The sequence below is a fragment of the Legionella sp. km535 genome (genome assembly GCF_003990085.1).
GTDB classification, from domain to species: Bacteria; Pseudomonadota; Gammaproteobacteria; order Legionellales; family Legionellaceae; genus Legionella; species Legionella moravica.
The window spans coordinates 117787-134768 of the sequence record NZ_RZGU01000009.1; the positions used below are offsets into that span (position 1 = coordinate 117787).

The window sequence follows — 16982 nt, forward strand, 5'->3', positions numbered from 1 at the left end:
CCCCCCTAAAAAGATGTCTTTTTTCTTCTTGGTACATGCAATTTAAAGGATTTATCCGATTTTATAAATGCCTGGATTTTAGCGAAAGACAACGGTTTTGAACAATAGTATCCTTGAATTTCATCACATCCCATGCCTAACAAGAAATTTGCTTGTTCAGCCGTTTCCACCCCTTCAGCAACCACGGTGATATTCAAATTATGAGACAAAGTAATGATTGCGTTTATTATTTTAATGCTTTGAACATTGTCAGGCAGCTCGTCAATAAATGATTTATCTATTTTAAGAGTTTCAGGACAATAATTTCTTAAATAATCAAATGAACTGTACCCTGTTCCAAAATCATCCAGAGTGATACGAGCATTTAATTCCTGCAGCTCATTAATTATTTTGACTGTTTGCACCGTATTAGTCATCAATATAGTTTCAGTCACTTCAAATTCAAGAAATCGAGGATTTATAGAAAATTCCGCCAATAATGCCTTCACTTTTTCCACAAGATTATAGGAAGAGCTGAATTGACGTGCCGTTAAATTAATCGCTGTTCGTATTGGATGTTCACTTCGCACTATATCTTTAAATGCGGCACGTAAAACCCAATCACTAACGTCCATGATTAAATCGGACTTTTCGCAAATAGGAATAAAATAATCAGGTAATCGCAAACCATTTGTTGGATCATTCCAGCGCACTAAAGCTTCAACACCAGTAATTTTACCGGTTTTCAAGGAAATTTGTGGTTGATAATAAAGCTCCAGTTCATCATTTAAAATAGCCGCATGCAGGGCACTTTCTATTTCAAGTTGCCGTGCGGGAAGTGTGAGTGTTTCTGAAGTAGCAAATTTGAACTGATGACTTCCTTCTTTGGTTGATTCGATAAGCGCCCATATGGCATTACTTAATAGCTGGGCACTGGTAACCCCATGTTGCGGATATTGACTGATACCAATATTGGTGGTTAAAAATAGCTCCAGATTATTTTCTCTAAACGGTTTAAGAGTAATCTCAAGTAATGTTTTTACAAAGGGAATTATAGAATTTGTCTCGTTGAGTGTGTGGGATAAAAAGCCAAAAACACCAGGTTGAAGGATGGCAATCATATCAACATTTAATAATGAAGCATCAAAATATTTTTTAGCCAAACTCTGGAATAATTTATTACCTACATCATACCCCATAGTATTATTAATGAGCTGAATATTATTTACTTGCAATTTAATCACTACAAAAGATGGGACCTTATGGTCAATAAATTCATCAATTTTTTTAATAAATGAATAGCGATTGTATAAACCGGTCAAAGGATCGTAATTATCAATAAATTTCATTTTATTGATCAATAAAATATTTTGGATGTATTTTGAAAAGTTGGCAGTAAATTCCATGAGAATTTTAAACACATCAATATTCAGATTCAGTTCCATTCGATTATAAAAGCTCATCACACCAATAGTCTGCTCGGACACCATTAAAGGAATCCCCACAACTTCTTTTAAATTCAGTTCCTGACCCTTCGTGTTTTGATAAAGATGATTCAAATTGACAGGGTCGACGCTGTATTGAATTGTTCTCTGTCTTAAGCACTTGATTTGAAAAGCTTGTTCTGATTCGGTATTCAAATACAACGTTTTTAATGATTTAGGTTTTATGGCCAAATCGTCTTTCAGCCAATTGGCCAGACAGGTTAAGGTATTGTCTTTATCATCCAACAACCAAAATTCACCAATATCGTAACCAATGGCCTGACAGATTGCTTTTAATATGTTTTGTGAAAAAATGCTGATGTCCTGAGTTTCACTCAGATTTTTATGCAACTCTGCCAGTAGTTGCTGATGCATCATCAGATTGTATTTAGCAGTCACATCTGTAGCAACGCCGAGGATAGCCAAAACCTCTCCATTAGAATCCTTTAGGGGAAAAATCTGATCTGATATTTGACAAATAACTCCATCGGCACGTAAAATTTTAATTTCTACAATAATATTGGAAGCGCCGCGCTTTATCTGTTCGATTGCATCCAAAATCCTGGGGCGGTCCTCGGGAATGATCATATTCAACCAACTGTCTGGCGCTTGATATAATGAGTCTAGGGACTGACCGTAAATTTTTTCAAACGCAGGACTGACATAGGTTAATTCATTTGAATCAACTGGCATTCTCCATAAAATCAGATCAATGTTTTCTGTAAATTCAGTAAACAATTGTTCTCGTGCTTTTAGTTGTTGCAGGAGATCATCGGAATAGTCCTCAAGCCTACTCATGATTAAAATACCTACAAACAGAATAAACGTAATCATAATTAAAAAAACGATGACCGCAACGATCATGGTAAAAGTGTTACCATAGAGATGATATTTTACTCCTAAAGTAATTAGCTCAATGATCACAATGGATGCAACTAACAATGCTGGTAATAAAATTCGAGCGAATCGCCCGCCCATATTATCTGCCAATAGAATGAAACTGACCCCAACCGTAGGTCGAATAAACAATAACGTCGCGCTGATTAACAGAAAAGCAAGAATGGTATGTATGGCCAGGTTGATATAAGTTACGATTACATAATTAGGCTCAACATTCGCTACAGAATATAAAACGCTGAACATGGTAATCGGAAAAACCAGACACATAAAAACCTGGAAAGTCCAATCTGGTAACGATTTTGAATCAATACATAGCACAGCTATACCGGCAAAAACAAAATTAAGCGACGTACTAAACGCCATGCGCCCGGGAAAATACAAGGGATTTGTTGGGTTGTCCCTATAAAAAAGCTCATCAATACCCAAATCAGCAGCAAATAAGTATTCATATAAAGTCAATAAACTGATGATTAATACTAATGTCGTAATACTGGATGTGATAAAACGATTGAGCCTGCCGAAGCTCCTGGAAACGACCAAATACAAGGCAATTCCCATCAAAATAATGCAGATAGCGGTATTAAATTTCATTATAGTCATGCCTGGAAATATGGTCTTAAATGCCTCAATATCAAAGATCCAACCACAAGCACCAATACCACCAAGAAAAATAACACCTACAGACAAGGTCTTACTAATGGCTCTACACTGTTGCAATGAGAGTATTATTTTTTCCATACGTATTCCAAGCAGTCCGTTAATACAGCTAAACTCCTCAATTAAGGTAACTGCGTACTAAATTCTTAATAGGTTCATTTTATTATAGTATAGAGTTCTGCATTTATTATGGAGCAAGTGGAATAAACGAGCATTGTTCCCTTTGTTAAGTCATTTACAAAGAATCACCTTCGTTTTTTGTTTGTTTTGTTTTTAATGCCAACTCATGAGCCTTTATCCAGTCTAATAATTCATTCAGAGGCATAGGTTGAGCAAAATAATACCCCTGAACAATATTACATCCCCATTTATTTAACAATTCCAGTTGCATCGTATTTTCTACGCCTTCAGCAATGGTTTGGAGGCCCAGACCATGTGATAACTGAATGGTTGTTAACACTATGGTTGCATCATCCGAATTCATATCCAGTTCTTTTATGAATGAACGGTCGATTTTAATGAAAGAAATGGGGAGTTTTTTTAATAAATGAATGGATGAATACCCAATTCCAAAATCATCCAGAGCAAATTGTACTCCAAGCTCATTCAATCGGTTCATAACACTTATTACGTACTCTGAATCATTGATGAGTGAGTTTTCGTTGATTTCCAGACACAGTTCGTGGGGTTGTATTCGAAATTTCTTCAATAAGATTTGAAGAAAGCGGGTAAATGAAGTGTTTTCAATTTGTTTTATTGAAATGTTCATTGCCAAAAGCAAATTCGATTTACCATCAAAGTGATCTCGATAGTCTTTAAATGCCTGTTGCAGGATCAATTTACCAAGCTCATAAATAATACCCCGATCCTCTGCGATTAATAACGATTCAACTAAAGGTACGTTTTTCAGATGCTCATCTTCCCATCTCAATAAAGCTTCGACTCCCAACACTTTATGGGTTACGGCGTGTAACATTGGCTGATAATAAATTCTGTATGATTTTTCTTTGATTGCCTGAAGTAAAAAATCCTCAATTTGATTGTATTTCAATAATTTCTCATTTGCAGATTCACTATAAAATGAAAAGGTGGATTTACCCTTTCCTTTGGATTGATACATTGCATTATCGGCACTATTAAGCAATGTCTCGGAATCTATGCCATTTTTAGGAAATAAAGCAATGCCAATACTTAATGAGGCTTTTACATATTGATCATCAATTTTTACTGGTTTTTCAAAAGCAGCTAAAATACGCTTTATGATCCTGGTGAGATCGTTAATTTTATAGGTCTCTTCACAAATTAACCCAAACTCATCACCGCCTATACGTGCAAAGTAATCCGTATCACGAAGATGAGGGGTTATTTTTTGAGGCAATATAGTCAATAATTTATCGCCATAGAGATGGCCTAAAGTATCATTAATCGACTTGAAATTATCGAGATCAATAAAACAGATTGCAAATTGCTTTTTAGATCGTTGAGCACGTGCAATCGCATGTTCCAAAAACTCAAAAAAACTCAATCGATTAGGTAATTTGGTTAAAGGATCAACATGCGCCATATTCATTAACTTGGCTTCATTTTCAAGCCGATCGGATATATCGCTGAATATAATAGCAGCCCCGTTAACCGTGTTATCCACGATAATAGGAATACAGGTATACTCTACCCATATGTAACTGTGATCTTTTTTCCAAAAGACGGCCTCTTTTGTTCTTATCACTGATTGATCATTAATGGCACGATATACCGCAAGACTTTCAATCGGAGGAGCATGAACATCGGCTATTTTTTCAATCAAAATTTTATAAATGGACTCATCTTTTAGTTCATCGTTGGAATATCCCAATAGTTTGGAAGCTGCCGTATTGATAAACGCTATTTTATAATCAAGATCTATTCTTAATACCCCTTCACCGGTTGCATTAAGCAACAATTTATTTTTTGCTTGTTCTGCTTGCAGTTGCATCGTCCGGGCTTCAGCAAGAAATTGAATCAAATAACGTTGTCCGTACAAAATAAATAAAATAATGTTCATAATCACACAAAAAAACAGAGTTGTGGTCAATGATAACCACACCTGCCAGGAATATTCCCTATTAATAAAATAAGGCGATGAAATTGCATTAAATCCCCATATCTGCCCGGCAAGCACAAAATTTGAAGACGTGTGAACTAATCGTGATGGATTCATGAAAATTTGTTGATCATAAATTTCATATACAGCGGTATGGTTTGCATCATCGCTTATATGAGTGACATTCAAATGGGAGTATTTTAAAAAATTATTGAAATTTTGCTTAAATAACTCATTAATATTAATGCGTAACACGATAAATCCTGCAATAGTGTTATTACTCAGAACGGGTGTAACAATAGAAACACCATCCAGGCGAGCGTTTTTGAAAGGATAGTCGGGAACAACAAAAGAGCTCTCTTTTTTGATGAGATGATTTACTGTATTCAAGTGCAAAACTGAGGATAAAGTATCACCTTTTTGAACAGAGTCCTTTGTTTTTGATAGATAAAAAAGAACTCTATATTCTTCTGTTATTGTGCCTGAAGAACGGTGTTGTCCTGATACGTTTTTTGTAATTGGAGATTGAAATTTTATATTCCCTTTAGTGTGATCCACTACCTTGGGAACCCATAATATGGATTGGATCGATGAATTTTCCCTTATTATCAAATGAGCAAGACGCTGAAAAGCATCCTTATTTATATCAGGTACAATTGTAAAAAAAACAGCCATTTCCTTACCAATTTCCATCGATAAATGAAGCTGATCTGCTAATCGACTGAATTTATATTGTGTTAACTCAATAAATTTTGATTGCACTCGCTTGAACTCTGCCTGGCTGTAAAACAGATGAGCCAGAAATACAATACAGAATGTAAAACATAAAGGAAGCAATATAGGTACCACCCTGCTACGCCACAGGTTTGCCGGTTGAGCCAAAGTGATCAAAATGACTGGTGTAAAAATAAGAACCCCGACACTGTCTCCCGTCCACCAGGTAACCCAGTTCGTCAAAAGATTTTCCGGCACAAGAGCACCAATCCAATACAAACCAAAATTGCTTAAGGTTGCATTTACCAGACATGAAACCGGGCCAGAAAGAAGTGCGAACAATAGAATGTCTTTGGGAAGGTGCAATGGATTATTGAGTTGAATAAAACATTTTATTAGCAACCATCCCATTAATACCTGAAGTACTGCACCAGTCCCAGTGATAACACCGGTAACCAGGACAAACACATCATAAGCATTGCCAAAATTGTTCCATGTAATATAGAAATTAAGAATGAACGATCCAATAAAAATACCCGGCAAAGTGCTCAAACCATAAACCAGTACAAAGCCAAGGGCAATTCCAGATGGTGGCCATATGGCTGTTGCATACCCCGGAGGAACCGCGAGCATTAAGCCAAGGTATCCGGTTACAATGTAAAAAAACAAAACAACCAGATTATGCTTCACAGAGCTTTTTAACCGATAAAGCCCATTCATATCAGAGATTCTCGTTAATTGGGATGGCCGGTTCTCGATTCAATGAGAGTTCGTTCATAAAGCAAAATACCTGATTTTATGAATAGGATATTATTAGTTTAGCTGAAAATCTGATGCACTATATCCAATCATAATGGTACCTAAAAATATTGATGCTAATTTAATGGTTATTTTGGCAAATGATTCATCCAAAACAGGTATGGCATTCCCTCAAAAATACGATACACTCAATTCAGGCCTATATAGAATTTCTGTAACAGATTAGACTATGAAAACAATGCGTTCTTTCTTTGCTATTATGATGGAGCCCCCTATCCAGGACTTTTTTTCAACCCATTTTAAGGCTATAAAACACTGCTTTTCAAACTCGGAGATAAAATGGAGTAAACTCGAATACCTCCATATCACTCTGCAATTTTTAAGTTCCATTAGATTAGATTGCGTTCCTCATTTGATAGAACATGTTCAAAGTTCACTGAAAAATACCAACTCATTTGAGTTGGAACTGGGGCCATTGGAATGGTTTCCAACCTCATCCAATCCTAAAATACTCTCATGTGCTGTAGGGCCTGTCTCAGTATTAAATACCCTTTCCGCAATAATTGGTCATGACTTAACAGCAATGAACATCCCCATAGACACAAGGCTTTTTAGAGCGCATATGACTTTAGGAACGATACGGTCCAATCAAAACCTGACCAACTCCATTAAATTGAGCCACATTAAATTACCGCCTATACCACCAATGACAGTCAATAAAGTGTATTTTGTTGAAAGCAAACCACAAAAAGAAGGCAGTCACTATTCCTTATTTGCATCCATTAATTTAAAGCCCCAGGAGCATAACCAGTGAGTTCCTTTGGTTTGTTCATTTTTTCGCAACCAATCATCTATAATTATAATATATCCAGCCAAATCTGAAGTTTTTATCATGAAACCAACGATTTAAACTCTGATGTCGCTCATTCAAAAGATCAGATTTGAACAGATAAAACATCACTTAAGCTGTGTGAACCTGACCTTTATTCAGGATCAATTGAATGATGAAGAAAGAATCAAGCCAACAGGCAATCGAAGAAAAACTGATCTTGATTGTCCATAAATTTATGACGGATCTGGGTGCTGAACGTGGACGTCAGGCAATTTCACTCGATGCGTCACTCGATAGAGACATAGGCATTGACAGTCTCGGAAAAGTGGAACTTTTTCGCCGTATTGAAAAGGAATCTTCCATACAACTTCCTGAACGCGCACTGGTCGACATTGAATCATTAAACGATCTGACCAAGTTAATCATGGAATGTCCTCATTCCTTGTCAGAAAGTAAACTCAAGCACAGTATATCTGCCCCTCTTGGCATTTCAAATATGGATTTAAGCTCCGCCAAAACATTAATCGAAGTACTCACTGTCTATGCCAGAGAAGAGGCTCAAAGACCGCATCTTTATTTGCAAAATGAACAGGGGGAAGAAGAAATAATCTCCTATTCACAATTATTGAGTTCGGCAGAACATATAGCTCGGGGCTTGTATTCTAAAGGAATAAAACAGGGAGATACGGTTGCAATAATGCTTCCTACCTGTGCCGAATTTTTTTATGCATTTTGTGGCGTATTATGTTCCGGGGCCATACCTGTTCCAATTTACCCCCCATTTCGTCCTGACCGCATTGAAGAATATGCAAAACGGGAAGCGCGAATTTTACATAATGCTGAAGTCAGAATCTTGATTACCTTCTCGGAAGCATCAACATTGAGTAAGATTTTGGGGGCCTTTGTACCAAGTCTTATAGAAGTAACAACTACAGATCAACTTAAAATGGCGACTGGAAGTCTACCCAAGTTTGAGCTGGATCCGCAAAGTCCGGTTTTAATTCAATACACATCGGGCAGCACAGGAGATCCTAAAGGTGTGGTCATCCATCATCACAACATGCTCTCGAATATAAGAGCTATAGGCAAAGCAATACCAGTTCAGCCTACTGATGCAGTAGTCAGCTGGCTACCTCTATACCATGATATGGGACTGATGAGCTGGCTTGGAGCCATGTATTATGGAATTCCGATAACCATCCTTTCGCCCCTGACGTTTTTAACTCGACCAGAACGATGGTTATGGGCACTGCATTATCACAGAGCAACCCTTTCAGGTGGTCCCAATTTCGCTTATGAATTATGCATAAAAAAAATCAATAACGAAGTGATTGAAGGATTAGACCTCAGTTCCTGGAAGTTTGCATTTAATGGTGCCGAAGCCATCAATCCCAAAACCCTGGAGAATTTTAGTAAAAAATTCTCCCCCTATGGCTTTAAACTTGAATCTTTTGCACCAGTATATGGATTAGCAGAAGCTACAGTTGGCCTGACCTTTCCTTTAAACAGGCGTAAACCTCGAATAGATAGTATTCAGCGTGATGCTTTTGAACAGACTAACAAAGCCATTCCTGCATCACATAATGAGGGAACAGTCGATTTTATAGGCTGCGGACTGCCGTTAACGGGACATGAAGTGCGGATTGTCGATGCAGATGATAATGAACTTGAAGAACGATCCATTGGCTCCATTCAATTCAGGGGTCCTTCTGCAATGCAGGGGTATTTTAACAATCTGCAAGCGACTCAAAATGCATATCATCAAGGATGGTGGGACACTGGTGATTTGGGATATCTGGCGGATAAGGAGTTGTTCGTTACAGGTAGAAAAAAGGATCTCATCATTAAAGCAGGACGAAATCTGTATCCAGAAGAAATAGAAGAACTGGTGAATCGCATACCCAATATTCGTAAAGGGTGTGTTATCGCCTTTGGTGCCAATGATCCTGGGACTGGAACAGAACAATTAATTGTTGTTGCGGAAACGAATGAGCATAAACACCAAGCACAATCTGTTCTTCGTTCCGCAATTATCGACACGATGGCAGTAGAGTTGGATATCGTACCGGATCACATTATTCTTGTGCCACCCAAGACTGTTCCTAAAACATCAAGCGGTAAATTGCAACGATCTGCTTGCAAACAAGCATTTATTGCAGGAAACCTTATCAACAATAGACTCTCAGCACGGATGCAAATGCTTAGATTAGTAGTGATGAGTACAGGTAAAAAGATATACGATCTGTCGTGCTTTACAGGAAAATTAATCTATACACTCTATCTGGGCATCCTGTTCCTGCTGACGCTTTTTCCTGCCTGGCTGATCGTTTTGCTTGCGTCTCATCGAACAGGCGCTCATATAAGCCGTTGGGCAGCACGCATGTGGTTCAGATTGGCGATGTGCCCTATCCACATTGAGGGTGCCATTAATATAAGCGATGACAAACCGCTGATTTTTGTCTCCAATCATGCAAGCTACACTGATGCCCTGCTCTTGTTGGCTGTCCTGCCGCCAGGCATTGTGTTTACGGCAAAAAAGGAACTGTTAAAAACACCGTTCATACGCACTTTTATTAAAAAACTGCGTTATTTAGTGGTAGATCGATTGGACTTTATGAAAAGTATTGAACATATGCATCAAATCGAAAAAATCATTCAAAACAAACATTCTGTTGTAATTTTTCCGGAAGGCACCTTTAGTTATGCTACAGGATTACGTCCTTTTAAATTAGGCGCATTCAGTCTGGCAGTTAAAACTAAAACGGATGTTTGTCCAGTCGCTATAGCTGGCACGCGTCTCTTTTTACGAGACGGCAGCTACGTACTTAAGCCTGTTCCAATAAAGATAACCATTGGTAAGCCCATAACTCCGAAAGATGACAGTTGGGAGGAGATCATTCGACTTCGCAATCAAGTACGCACGGACATTGCACAACATTGTGGAGAACCCATTATTGATCTGGTCGCGGCTGGCGTTCTGCGCACTTTACGTTAAAGGATTTGGGTACTGCTGCAAATAGGCTCGGCCCAATTGATATGACGCATAATCAGTGATATGTCCCTCATCTTTAAACACCGGCACACCATCAATATCGGCCTTGCAGCGCCCGTTAGGACATAAGACCATCTGCGGATCAATGACTACCAATTGAGGATATTTCTGTTTCATCTGTGCAAAAAGATCATCAAACCATTGTTGATCGCCTGGAATCAAATTAAATTCACATTGTTCTGAATTATAAGAACTTCGCCTTTTAATATGCTCAAAAAAACACTCATGGGGATTTCTTTGAGTGGATGCAATGGATTTAATTAAAACCGGTTTTGCCCCTGAGGTAACAATAATCTGCAACGCATCATCCAGACCTTGTTTAATCCGTTCTTGAGTTAACACATAAGATCGCTGGTCATCTGTTCGATTTATAATTTTATCACCCAGATAACCGTACCAGTTTTCCCCCAATATCACATAATTATAATGATGCTCTCGAATCATAGAATAGTAACGAGCAGTTTGATCATGACATGCCTGGTAAACTCCATTTTTAATAAACATATCGAACTGGAATATTCCAGGTAGTGTAAGACAGGCAATGGTTGCATGAGCAAGAATGGACACATCAGCTTCCTTTGCAATAGTATCTAGAAATCGCCAATGATGATTGGAATAAGAATCACCAATTAAAAATCCTGTTTTCTTTCCTGAATTTTTTACACCCAGAACGCAATCATGATTTATTTCAATATTTTTACCCTGAAGACATTTAGGTCTTTGTTCATCAGAAAATTGATTTAAAGTCGCATACAATCTGGATGTTTCAGCAAATCGCTGAGGCAAACCCTCTTCATTTTTAATGATGAAGTCGCTTAAATGGGCAAGGCTCACCGGCACCGCTAACAAAATAATTGCACTTTTTATAAAGGGCGTTTTGTTTGCTTTGGCAGCAGGTTTTTCTATATACCGCCAGGAAAGGTAAGCCACAATAAATACACTACAAAAAGCAAACAGTAGAACTAAAGAGGTCTCTTCTATATTGAGATAGCGAATCAAAACAAAAATGGGCCAATGCCAAATGTACAGAGAATAAGAAAGCAATCCAATAAATACCAGGGGTTTTGTCGAAAGAACCTGACTCCAAACGGGTTTAGGTTCACACTGACCTGTAGCGATGAGGATTCCTGTGGCAAGACAGAGAACAAAAGCGTAACCATTAGGATAACCCAAACTGACGTCTTGACGCATTGCGATGTAAAATAATGTGACAAGAGCTATGGTACTTAAGATATTAATGAAGTATTTGTTAAATGACCAACGAAGCTGCCCCAAAGCAACACAGGAACCGATTAAAAATTCAAAGATACGACTCGATAAAAGATAGTAGGTTTTAATTGGGGTATGTGATGAGCAATATAAGGATATGAAACAAAATAATACCGTAAGAATATAAATAACTCGGACTATCCGACGCTGCCCAAAGAAGGTGTGCAGAAAATACAGAGCAATAGGCAGGATGAGATAACATTGCCATTCAATAGATAAGGACCAAGTATGCAACAAAGGTAATTGGTTACTGTCTGGTGAAAAGTAACCTGTGGTTACCTTTCCAAAAAACGAATTGGATAGAAATACAGAGGTTTTACGCGCACTTTTCCCAAAATTAATTAAATCGTCAGGCAAATAAAAAAGCAACGTCATCAGTAAACTGACTGCAAGCAAACAAATAAAAACGGGCTGTAAACGCCATAACCTTCGGTTATAAAACGAAACAAGTGAGAACGTGTCATAAATTAAAGACTGATAGATGATGCTGGTTATCAAATAACCGGAAATTACAAAAAAAACATCAACCCCGACGAAACCAGAAGGAAACAGGCTCAGGCCACTATGAAAAAACAAAACAAATATAATGGCAATTGCCCTTAACCCATCTACATCTGGACGATAATTCACTGAGAGCCTTCACTTATATTAATTATGTGATTTATATCATAAAATGTTTATTTTAAAGAGAATTTTGAATAAGCGATAGGTTACAGAGCACCTTTTCCCCCTTCAATTTAGCTTAATCGCAAGGAAACATTATACCTGGATTATTCTACTCAGTGTTCCTGAAAAACCCCGATACAATAAAAACCAAATCGAAGAGTATGCAACCTTTCCAGAAATCGTTATTCTCTGCACGATTAGAACTGATTGTACTTTTAACAATCTGTTCTTTAAAATGGGGCAATAGTAACACATTTCTTTTGGAATCTTGAGTCGTTCTAAAAATAAGCACGGCTGTCCCATTAAAAAATCGTGCAACCTTGCAGGAGATTCCTCGCTACGCTCGGAAAGACGTCATATTTTTAATAGGACAGCAGTGTAAAAATAAGCTGCTTCCGATGAATTTGGATAATTCCCCAATCCTGCCTTAGACAAAAATGTAGTCACAATTCTGATTTACAGGTCACGAGATGTTGGTACCAATCTGATGAATGATCAGCCCCCTATTCATAAAAAATTTTTGATTTTAAAATACGCACTTTTATAAAAATTAGAACTATACTTAGTTTGCAGGAAAACAAATAAAAACTAAGGAGGATGCCATGAATACACATTCTATGTGCTTTTCAGGCGTTGTACGTACAGGTGTTATGGTTGGTTTGTTGTTTTTAGCCGTCAGTTTTTCTTCCATTGCAAATGCAGCTCAAGGCTGTGGCTATGGGTTTCACAGAGCAATATACAATGGAACATGCGTCTTAAATCATCCTGGCGCATTCTCAACACCGGCACCAGCTCATCCCGGATGCTGGAGAAATGCATGGGGTGCTTTGCGTTGTTATTAGGGTCTGTTGACAATTCAAGTTTCGACGTCCCGCGACTTGTTCGCGGGATCGAATTCAATCTTTAGAGGCGTAATATATTCTTGTTTTGCGCAAGATCTATCGATTCCGCGAACAAGTCGCGGAAAATAGGCTTGAAAATAATGAAATGTCAGCAGCCCCTAATAAATAAGAAATAATTTAAACGTCAGACTCTTTTCTTCTGGTATAAATCCTATCCAGCCAATGGAATGTCTGACGTTAGAAAGCATGTATCGTTTATACCCTGACAGAGTCTGCTTTTTACACTTTTTGGCAATTATCAACAGACTCCACTTCTTTCTATCAAGCATGTTGTACTCTTTATTCACCTCTCCAGGCGCATCAAGATGTAATTTTTTTGTAAAATCCAAGACTAAAATGAACAAAAGAATCTCAAATATGTTTAAATAATAAACTTTTAACGCTCATTCATTTAAATATTAATACTCACCTTGTATGGAGAAATGACACATGCGCTTTATAAAATACCTCAGTTTAGGTTTATTGCTTGGTATAACGCTGGACGCAAATGCCTACTACACTCATCAAGGTCAAATTTATGACAATGAAGGCAATCAAGTCTCCATAAACGGTATATCCTGGTCAGGCTTTCAGGATACTAATGTCTTTCAAGGTCTGCAAAACAATCCCTTTTACAGTATGACCACAGATTCAAACACAGTACGCGCAGGTTTGATGGATTTATTAGTACACCCCGGTGATTATGCTGATTCAGGAGTGGACCAACAAAATGCAGTATCATTTAAAACCGTGCGATTACCTATTCAACCAGGTGTTCTTTATGACGACCAGTCTGAAGTAGATTTAAATAAAGCGCTTTCCAATAAAGACAAACCCGAGTCAGGTAATGGTTTGTTCTGTAAATCGTGGCATGCAAGCGGTAAAGCTTGCGACAAAGCAGTAAGCCCAAAACAAGCATTGTGGATAGTGCTTGAGGAAATGAAAAAGAATAAGGTTAAAGTCATGATCGACATGCATCATCGTTATGGCTACGGTGATGGTATGCGTGACGGAACCGTTTATAACATGAACCAGTACGCCAAAGATTTAACAATTCTGGCCAATGAAATAAAACAACGAGGTCTTGATAATGTCATTGGTATCGATGTCTTTAATGAGCCCTACCAGCTCAACTGGTTCAAAACCAAAAATAATCAAGTCGCGTGGACTCAGGTTATTGCCACCGCGGCAAAAACAATTCATCAGACCAACCCCGATCTTTTATTATTTGTTGAAGGCTCAGGTGGTGGTAACGATGATGCTGACAACCCAATCATTTGTATCGCCAAAAACAACGTGCCAGGCTACTCGAATGGTTTCGATCATTGGAATGATCCGGGTACTTGCGGTGACAGTCAGGACGTCGTCTCATTTAAGGGTAATTGGGGGGAAGATTTTAAACCTCTGCTCAATAAAGAGTTGGCAAAGAATGGAGTCGCACAATTTGACTCTGATAAATTCACTAATGAATTATACAAACAGGTTCCCGACCTAAACTCAAATTCTGTGGATTGGTTATTGGGTGATGATAAGGCAGGTACTAATGGACATTTGGTTTTTTCTCCTCACGTATATCCGAAAGAAGTGGCTGGCTGGGAAACCGAACCTGGAATTGCGAGTACTTTACGTTTTGACTGGAGCTGGGGCTTCCTGCATAAAGCGGGATTTCCTATCGTACTAGGCGAAGCATCCTGGAAAACTGCCGCAGGTAAAAACTTCTTCACCCAATCGTTAATGCCTTATCTGGCAGAAAGCGGCATAGGAACCAATAATGTCTATTTTTGGGCAATAGGCTATCTTGGCGACACCGTTAGTGCCATTAATCCCAATTCGGGAACTTTGGATTTGGATGTACAACAGACTTTAAAGCCTTACTTTAATTAAAGCCAGTCCAGTTCTATTCTCTGGATCAACTATGACTAAGCATCAAGCAGTTGCTCTAGTTGAATAAATCCCAGCCGAAATGCCGCGGCGAAGACCGCGGTATCTTATACTTCAATGCCACCATCATGGGTCCCGCGGTCTTAGCCGCGGGAATTCGGTTGAGATGGGCGCTAATGCTGCATTTCGAATTTCTGTGGCTTTGATCCCAAGATTCAGGATAACGGCGCTAACTCATTCCTCAGTCAAAGCCGAGGAAATTCAAAGCGTAGAGAACAAACACATCTCAACCGAATTCCCGCGGCCTTGACCGCGGGATCCACTATTTTGCACCGCTATCCAGGATTCCAAGATCAAAACCGCGGAAATGTGAAGTATTGAGTGTAATCAGCGCTTAATTGATGCTTTCAATAAAAAATCATTATCCAAAATGATAATTAACGCCAACCCTCAAAACATTTCCAGTAAATTCCGCTTTGGATTTTACTGAAGCAGCTGCATATTCAACAAGGGGATTAAACGCTGCATTCTGAGTAAGATTCAGATAACTGTGCATAGGTCCTAAATTATAATAAATATATTCCGCTTTAACGCTCCATTTTGGAGTTACTAACCATTCTGCGCCACCGCCACCAGCCCAGCCGCCTAAAACATCATGTACCGAAGCATAACCCGACATGGGGGTAAAAACAGGTTGCGTGTTGGTTACGGTATACTGGGTATTCAATGTCGCACCACCATAAGCAAAAGCACCCGCTCCATAAACCAACAGAGTGGGATTAACTAAATACCCCAAACGCCCCTTAAGTAAACCAAGGTAATCCAGTTTTTTAGTAAGGGAAATATTGGCAACATGAGTCACTCCGGGCAGTAGAGGAGTTGTTACTGTGCTAACAAAATTACTGGTACTGCTTGTTGGAGCTATGGCATCCAAATCTGCATCGATTCCTATAACCAGCTTATCCATAATTTGAGCATTATACCCAATTTGCCCCCCTCCTATAAAACTTCCTAATTTATTATCAATTTCATGAGATCCAAGAAAAGCTATCGTCTCAGACATTGATTGAGAGAAGGGGTAATAAACTGGATTATAATAAGAAGGTATTCCCAAATTCCTGATTAAATTGTTTGCAGACCATAAATATCCGGCATTAGCACCGATATAAAAACCAGTCCAGCCTGTATTCTCTTCAAATGCAACCCCACCAGTACCAGCAAAGGAGTGAGCACCGAACAGTACGACAGTTAAAGAAAGAAAAGTCCTTGTTTTTTTCATTAGTAATGTTCCAATCAAATGATAATGTTCAGGTCGTGTAATGAATAATATTCTCTATAGACGAATCTTCATTACCAATGTACATTGTGAATTAAGTAAATGGCCATTGAGTCTAAAATATAAAATAATTTAGATCAATGAGATATAGATTATCCTGCAAGGCTGTCCCATTAAAAATGAGACGTCTTTCCGAGCGTAGCGAGGAATCTCCTGCAAATTGGCACAATCTGAATTAATGCATTAATTATCATTACCTTTTAAACTCTTTTTTTTACAAAGAATTTAATGTTGTCATCAGAAGATGTACCTGGATTTTTATATCATTTCGACACGCTCGAAGATCCAAGAATTGATAGAAAAAAATTGTATCCTTTAACGGAACTATTATTTGTTGTTATCTGCGCTAACATATGTAGAGCTCAGAGTTGGCGTGATTTTGTAACATTCGGAGAAGAACAATTAGATTATTTACGCCGATTTTTACCTTTTGAGAATGGCATTCCATCTAAAAATACATAGGCTCGTGTATTTTCGATTTTAAATCCGGAT

At 38.2% G+C, this 16982-nt stretch carries 10 protein-coding genes; 5 read left to right on the forward strand and 5 right to left on the reverse strand.

Annotation, left to right across the window (positions count from 1 at the left end; genetic code table 11):
• Positions 1–5 precede the first annotated feature (5 nt).
• Entirely contained in the window at positions 6–3101 is a 3096-nt protein-coding gene (locus ELY21_RS07215; protein WP_127108230.1) for a GGDEF domain-containing phosphodiesterase, read from the reverse strand.
• Between the two features lie 154 nt (positions 3102–3255).
• The gene (locus tag ELY21_RS07220) at positions 3256–6534 is read right to left on the reverse strand and encodes an EAL domain-containing protein (protein ID WP_127108232.1); all 3279 of its coding nucleotides are present in this window, start codon (positions 6532–6534) and stop codon (positions 3256–3258) included.
• 268 nt (positions 6535–6802) lie between these two features.
• Between ELY21_RS07220 and thpR the strand changes: the two genes are divergently transcribed.
• Positions 6803–7387 carry an RNA 2',3'-cyclic phosphodiesterase gene (gene thpR, locus ELY21_RS07225; protein ID WP_127108234.1) on the forward strand — a complete coding sequence of 195 codons (585 nt, stop codon included), beginning with the start codon at positions 6803–6805 and terminating at the stop codon, positions 7385–7387.
• Positions 7388–7574: 187 nt separating this feature from the next.
• On the forward strand, positions 7575–10400 hold the full coding sequence (locus tag ELY21_RS07230) for an AMP-binding protein (protein WP_233588680.1): 2826 nt from the start codon (positions 7575–7577) through the stop codon (positions 10398–10400).
• On the opposite strand, the gene ELY21_RS07235 is transcribed toward ELY21_RS07230, so the two are convergent.
• Positions 10392–12356, reverse strand: coding sequence for an acyltransferase family protein (locus ELY21_RS07235; protein WP_127108236.1), 1965 nt, complete (start codon positions 12354–12356; stop codon positions 10392–10394). The two genes, ELY21_RS07230 and ELY21_RS07235, sit on opposite strands and share 9 nt — an antisense overlap.
• 638 nt (positions 12357–12994) lie before the next feature.
• On the opposite strand from ELY21_RS07235, the gene ELY21_RS07240 reads away from it, so the two are divergent.
• Positions 12995–13234, forward strand: coding sequence for a GCG_CRPN prefix-to-repeats domain-containing protein (locus ELY21_RS07240; RefSeq protein ID WP_028384998.1), 240 nt, complete (start codon positions 12995–12997; stop codon positions 13232–13234).
• A gap of 158 nt (positions 13235–13392) precedes the next feature.
• On the opposite strand, the gene ELY21_RS07245 is transcribed toward ELY21_RS07240, so the two are convergent.
• Complete coding sequence (locus tag ELY21_RS07245; protein WP_127108238.1) at positions 13393–13638, reverse strand: hypothetical protein; 246 nt, start codon at positions 13636–13638, stop codon at positions 13393–13395.
• A gap of 85 nt (positions 13639–13723) precedes the next feature.
• Here ELY21_RS07245 and ELY21_RS07250 point away from each other — a divergent pair, with 85 nt between their 5' ends.
• On the forward strand, positions 13724–15157 hold the full coding sequence (locus ELY21_RS07250) for a cellulase family glycosylhydrolase (protein WP_127108240.1): 1434 nt from the start codon (positions 13724–13726) through the stop codon (positions 15155–15157).
• 418 nt (positions 15158–15575) lie between these two features.
• Here the strand turns inward: ELY21_RS07250 and ELY21_RS07255 are convergent, their stop codons facing one another.
• Positions 15576–16433 carry an outer membrane protein gene (locus tag ELY21_RS07255; protein ID WP_127108242.1) on the reverse strand — a complete coding sequence of 286 codons (858 nt, stop codon included), beginning with the start codon at positions 16431–16433 and terminating at the stop codon, positions 15576–15578.
• 285 nt (positions 16434–16718) lie between these two features.
• Between ELY21_RS07255 and ELY21_RS07260 the strand changes: the two genes are divergently transcribed.
• Entirely contained in the window at positions 16719–16952 is a 234-nt protein-coding gene (locus tag ELY21_RS07260) for a transposase family protein (protein ID WP_127108244.1), read from the forward strand.
• Positions 16953–16982 lie beyond the last annotated feature (30 nt).

What these genes read in the sequence shown, in the direction of transcription:
- ELY21_RS07215 (WP_127108230.1), bottom strand. Translation starts at nt 3,101, where the DNA reads ATGGAAAAAATAATACTCTCATTGCAACAGTGTAGAGCCATTAGTAAG.
- ELY21_RS07220 (WP_127108232.1), bottom strand. Translation starts at nt 6,534, where the DNA reads ATGAATGGGCTTTATCGGTTAAAAAGCTCTGTGAAGCATAATCTGGTT.
- thpR (WP_127108234.1), top strand. Translation starts at nt 6,803, where the DNA reads ATGAAAACAATGCGTTCTTTCTTTGCTATTATGATGGAGCCCCCTATC.
- ELY21_RS07230 (WP_233588680.1), top strand. Translation starts at nt 7,575, where the DNA reads ATGATGAAGAAAGAATCAAGCCAACAGGCAATCGAAGAAAAACTGATC.
- ELY21_RS07240 (WP_028384998.1), top strand. Translation starts at nt 12,995, where the DNA reads ATGAATACACATTCTATGTGCTTTTCAGGCGTTGTACGTACAGGTGTT.
- ELY21_RS07250 (WP_127108240.1), top strand. Translation starts at nt 13,724, where the DNA reads ATGCGCTTTATAAAATACCTCAGTTTAGGTTTATTGCTTGGTATAACG.
- ELY21_RS07255 (WP_127108242.1), bottom strand. Translation starts at nt 16,433, where the DNA reads ATGAAAAAAACAAGGACTTTTCTTTCTTTAACTGTCGTACTGTTCGGT.
- ELY21_RS07260 (WP_127108244.1), top strand. Translation starts at nt 16,719, where the DNA reads ATGTTGTCATCAGAAGATGTACCTGGATTTTTATATCATTTCGACACG.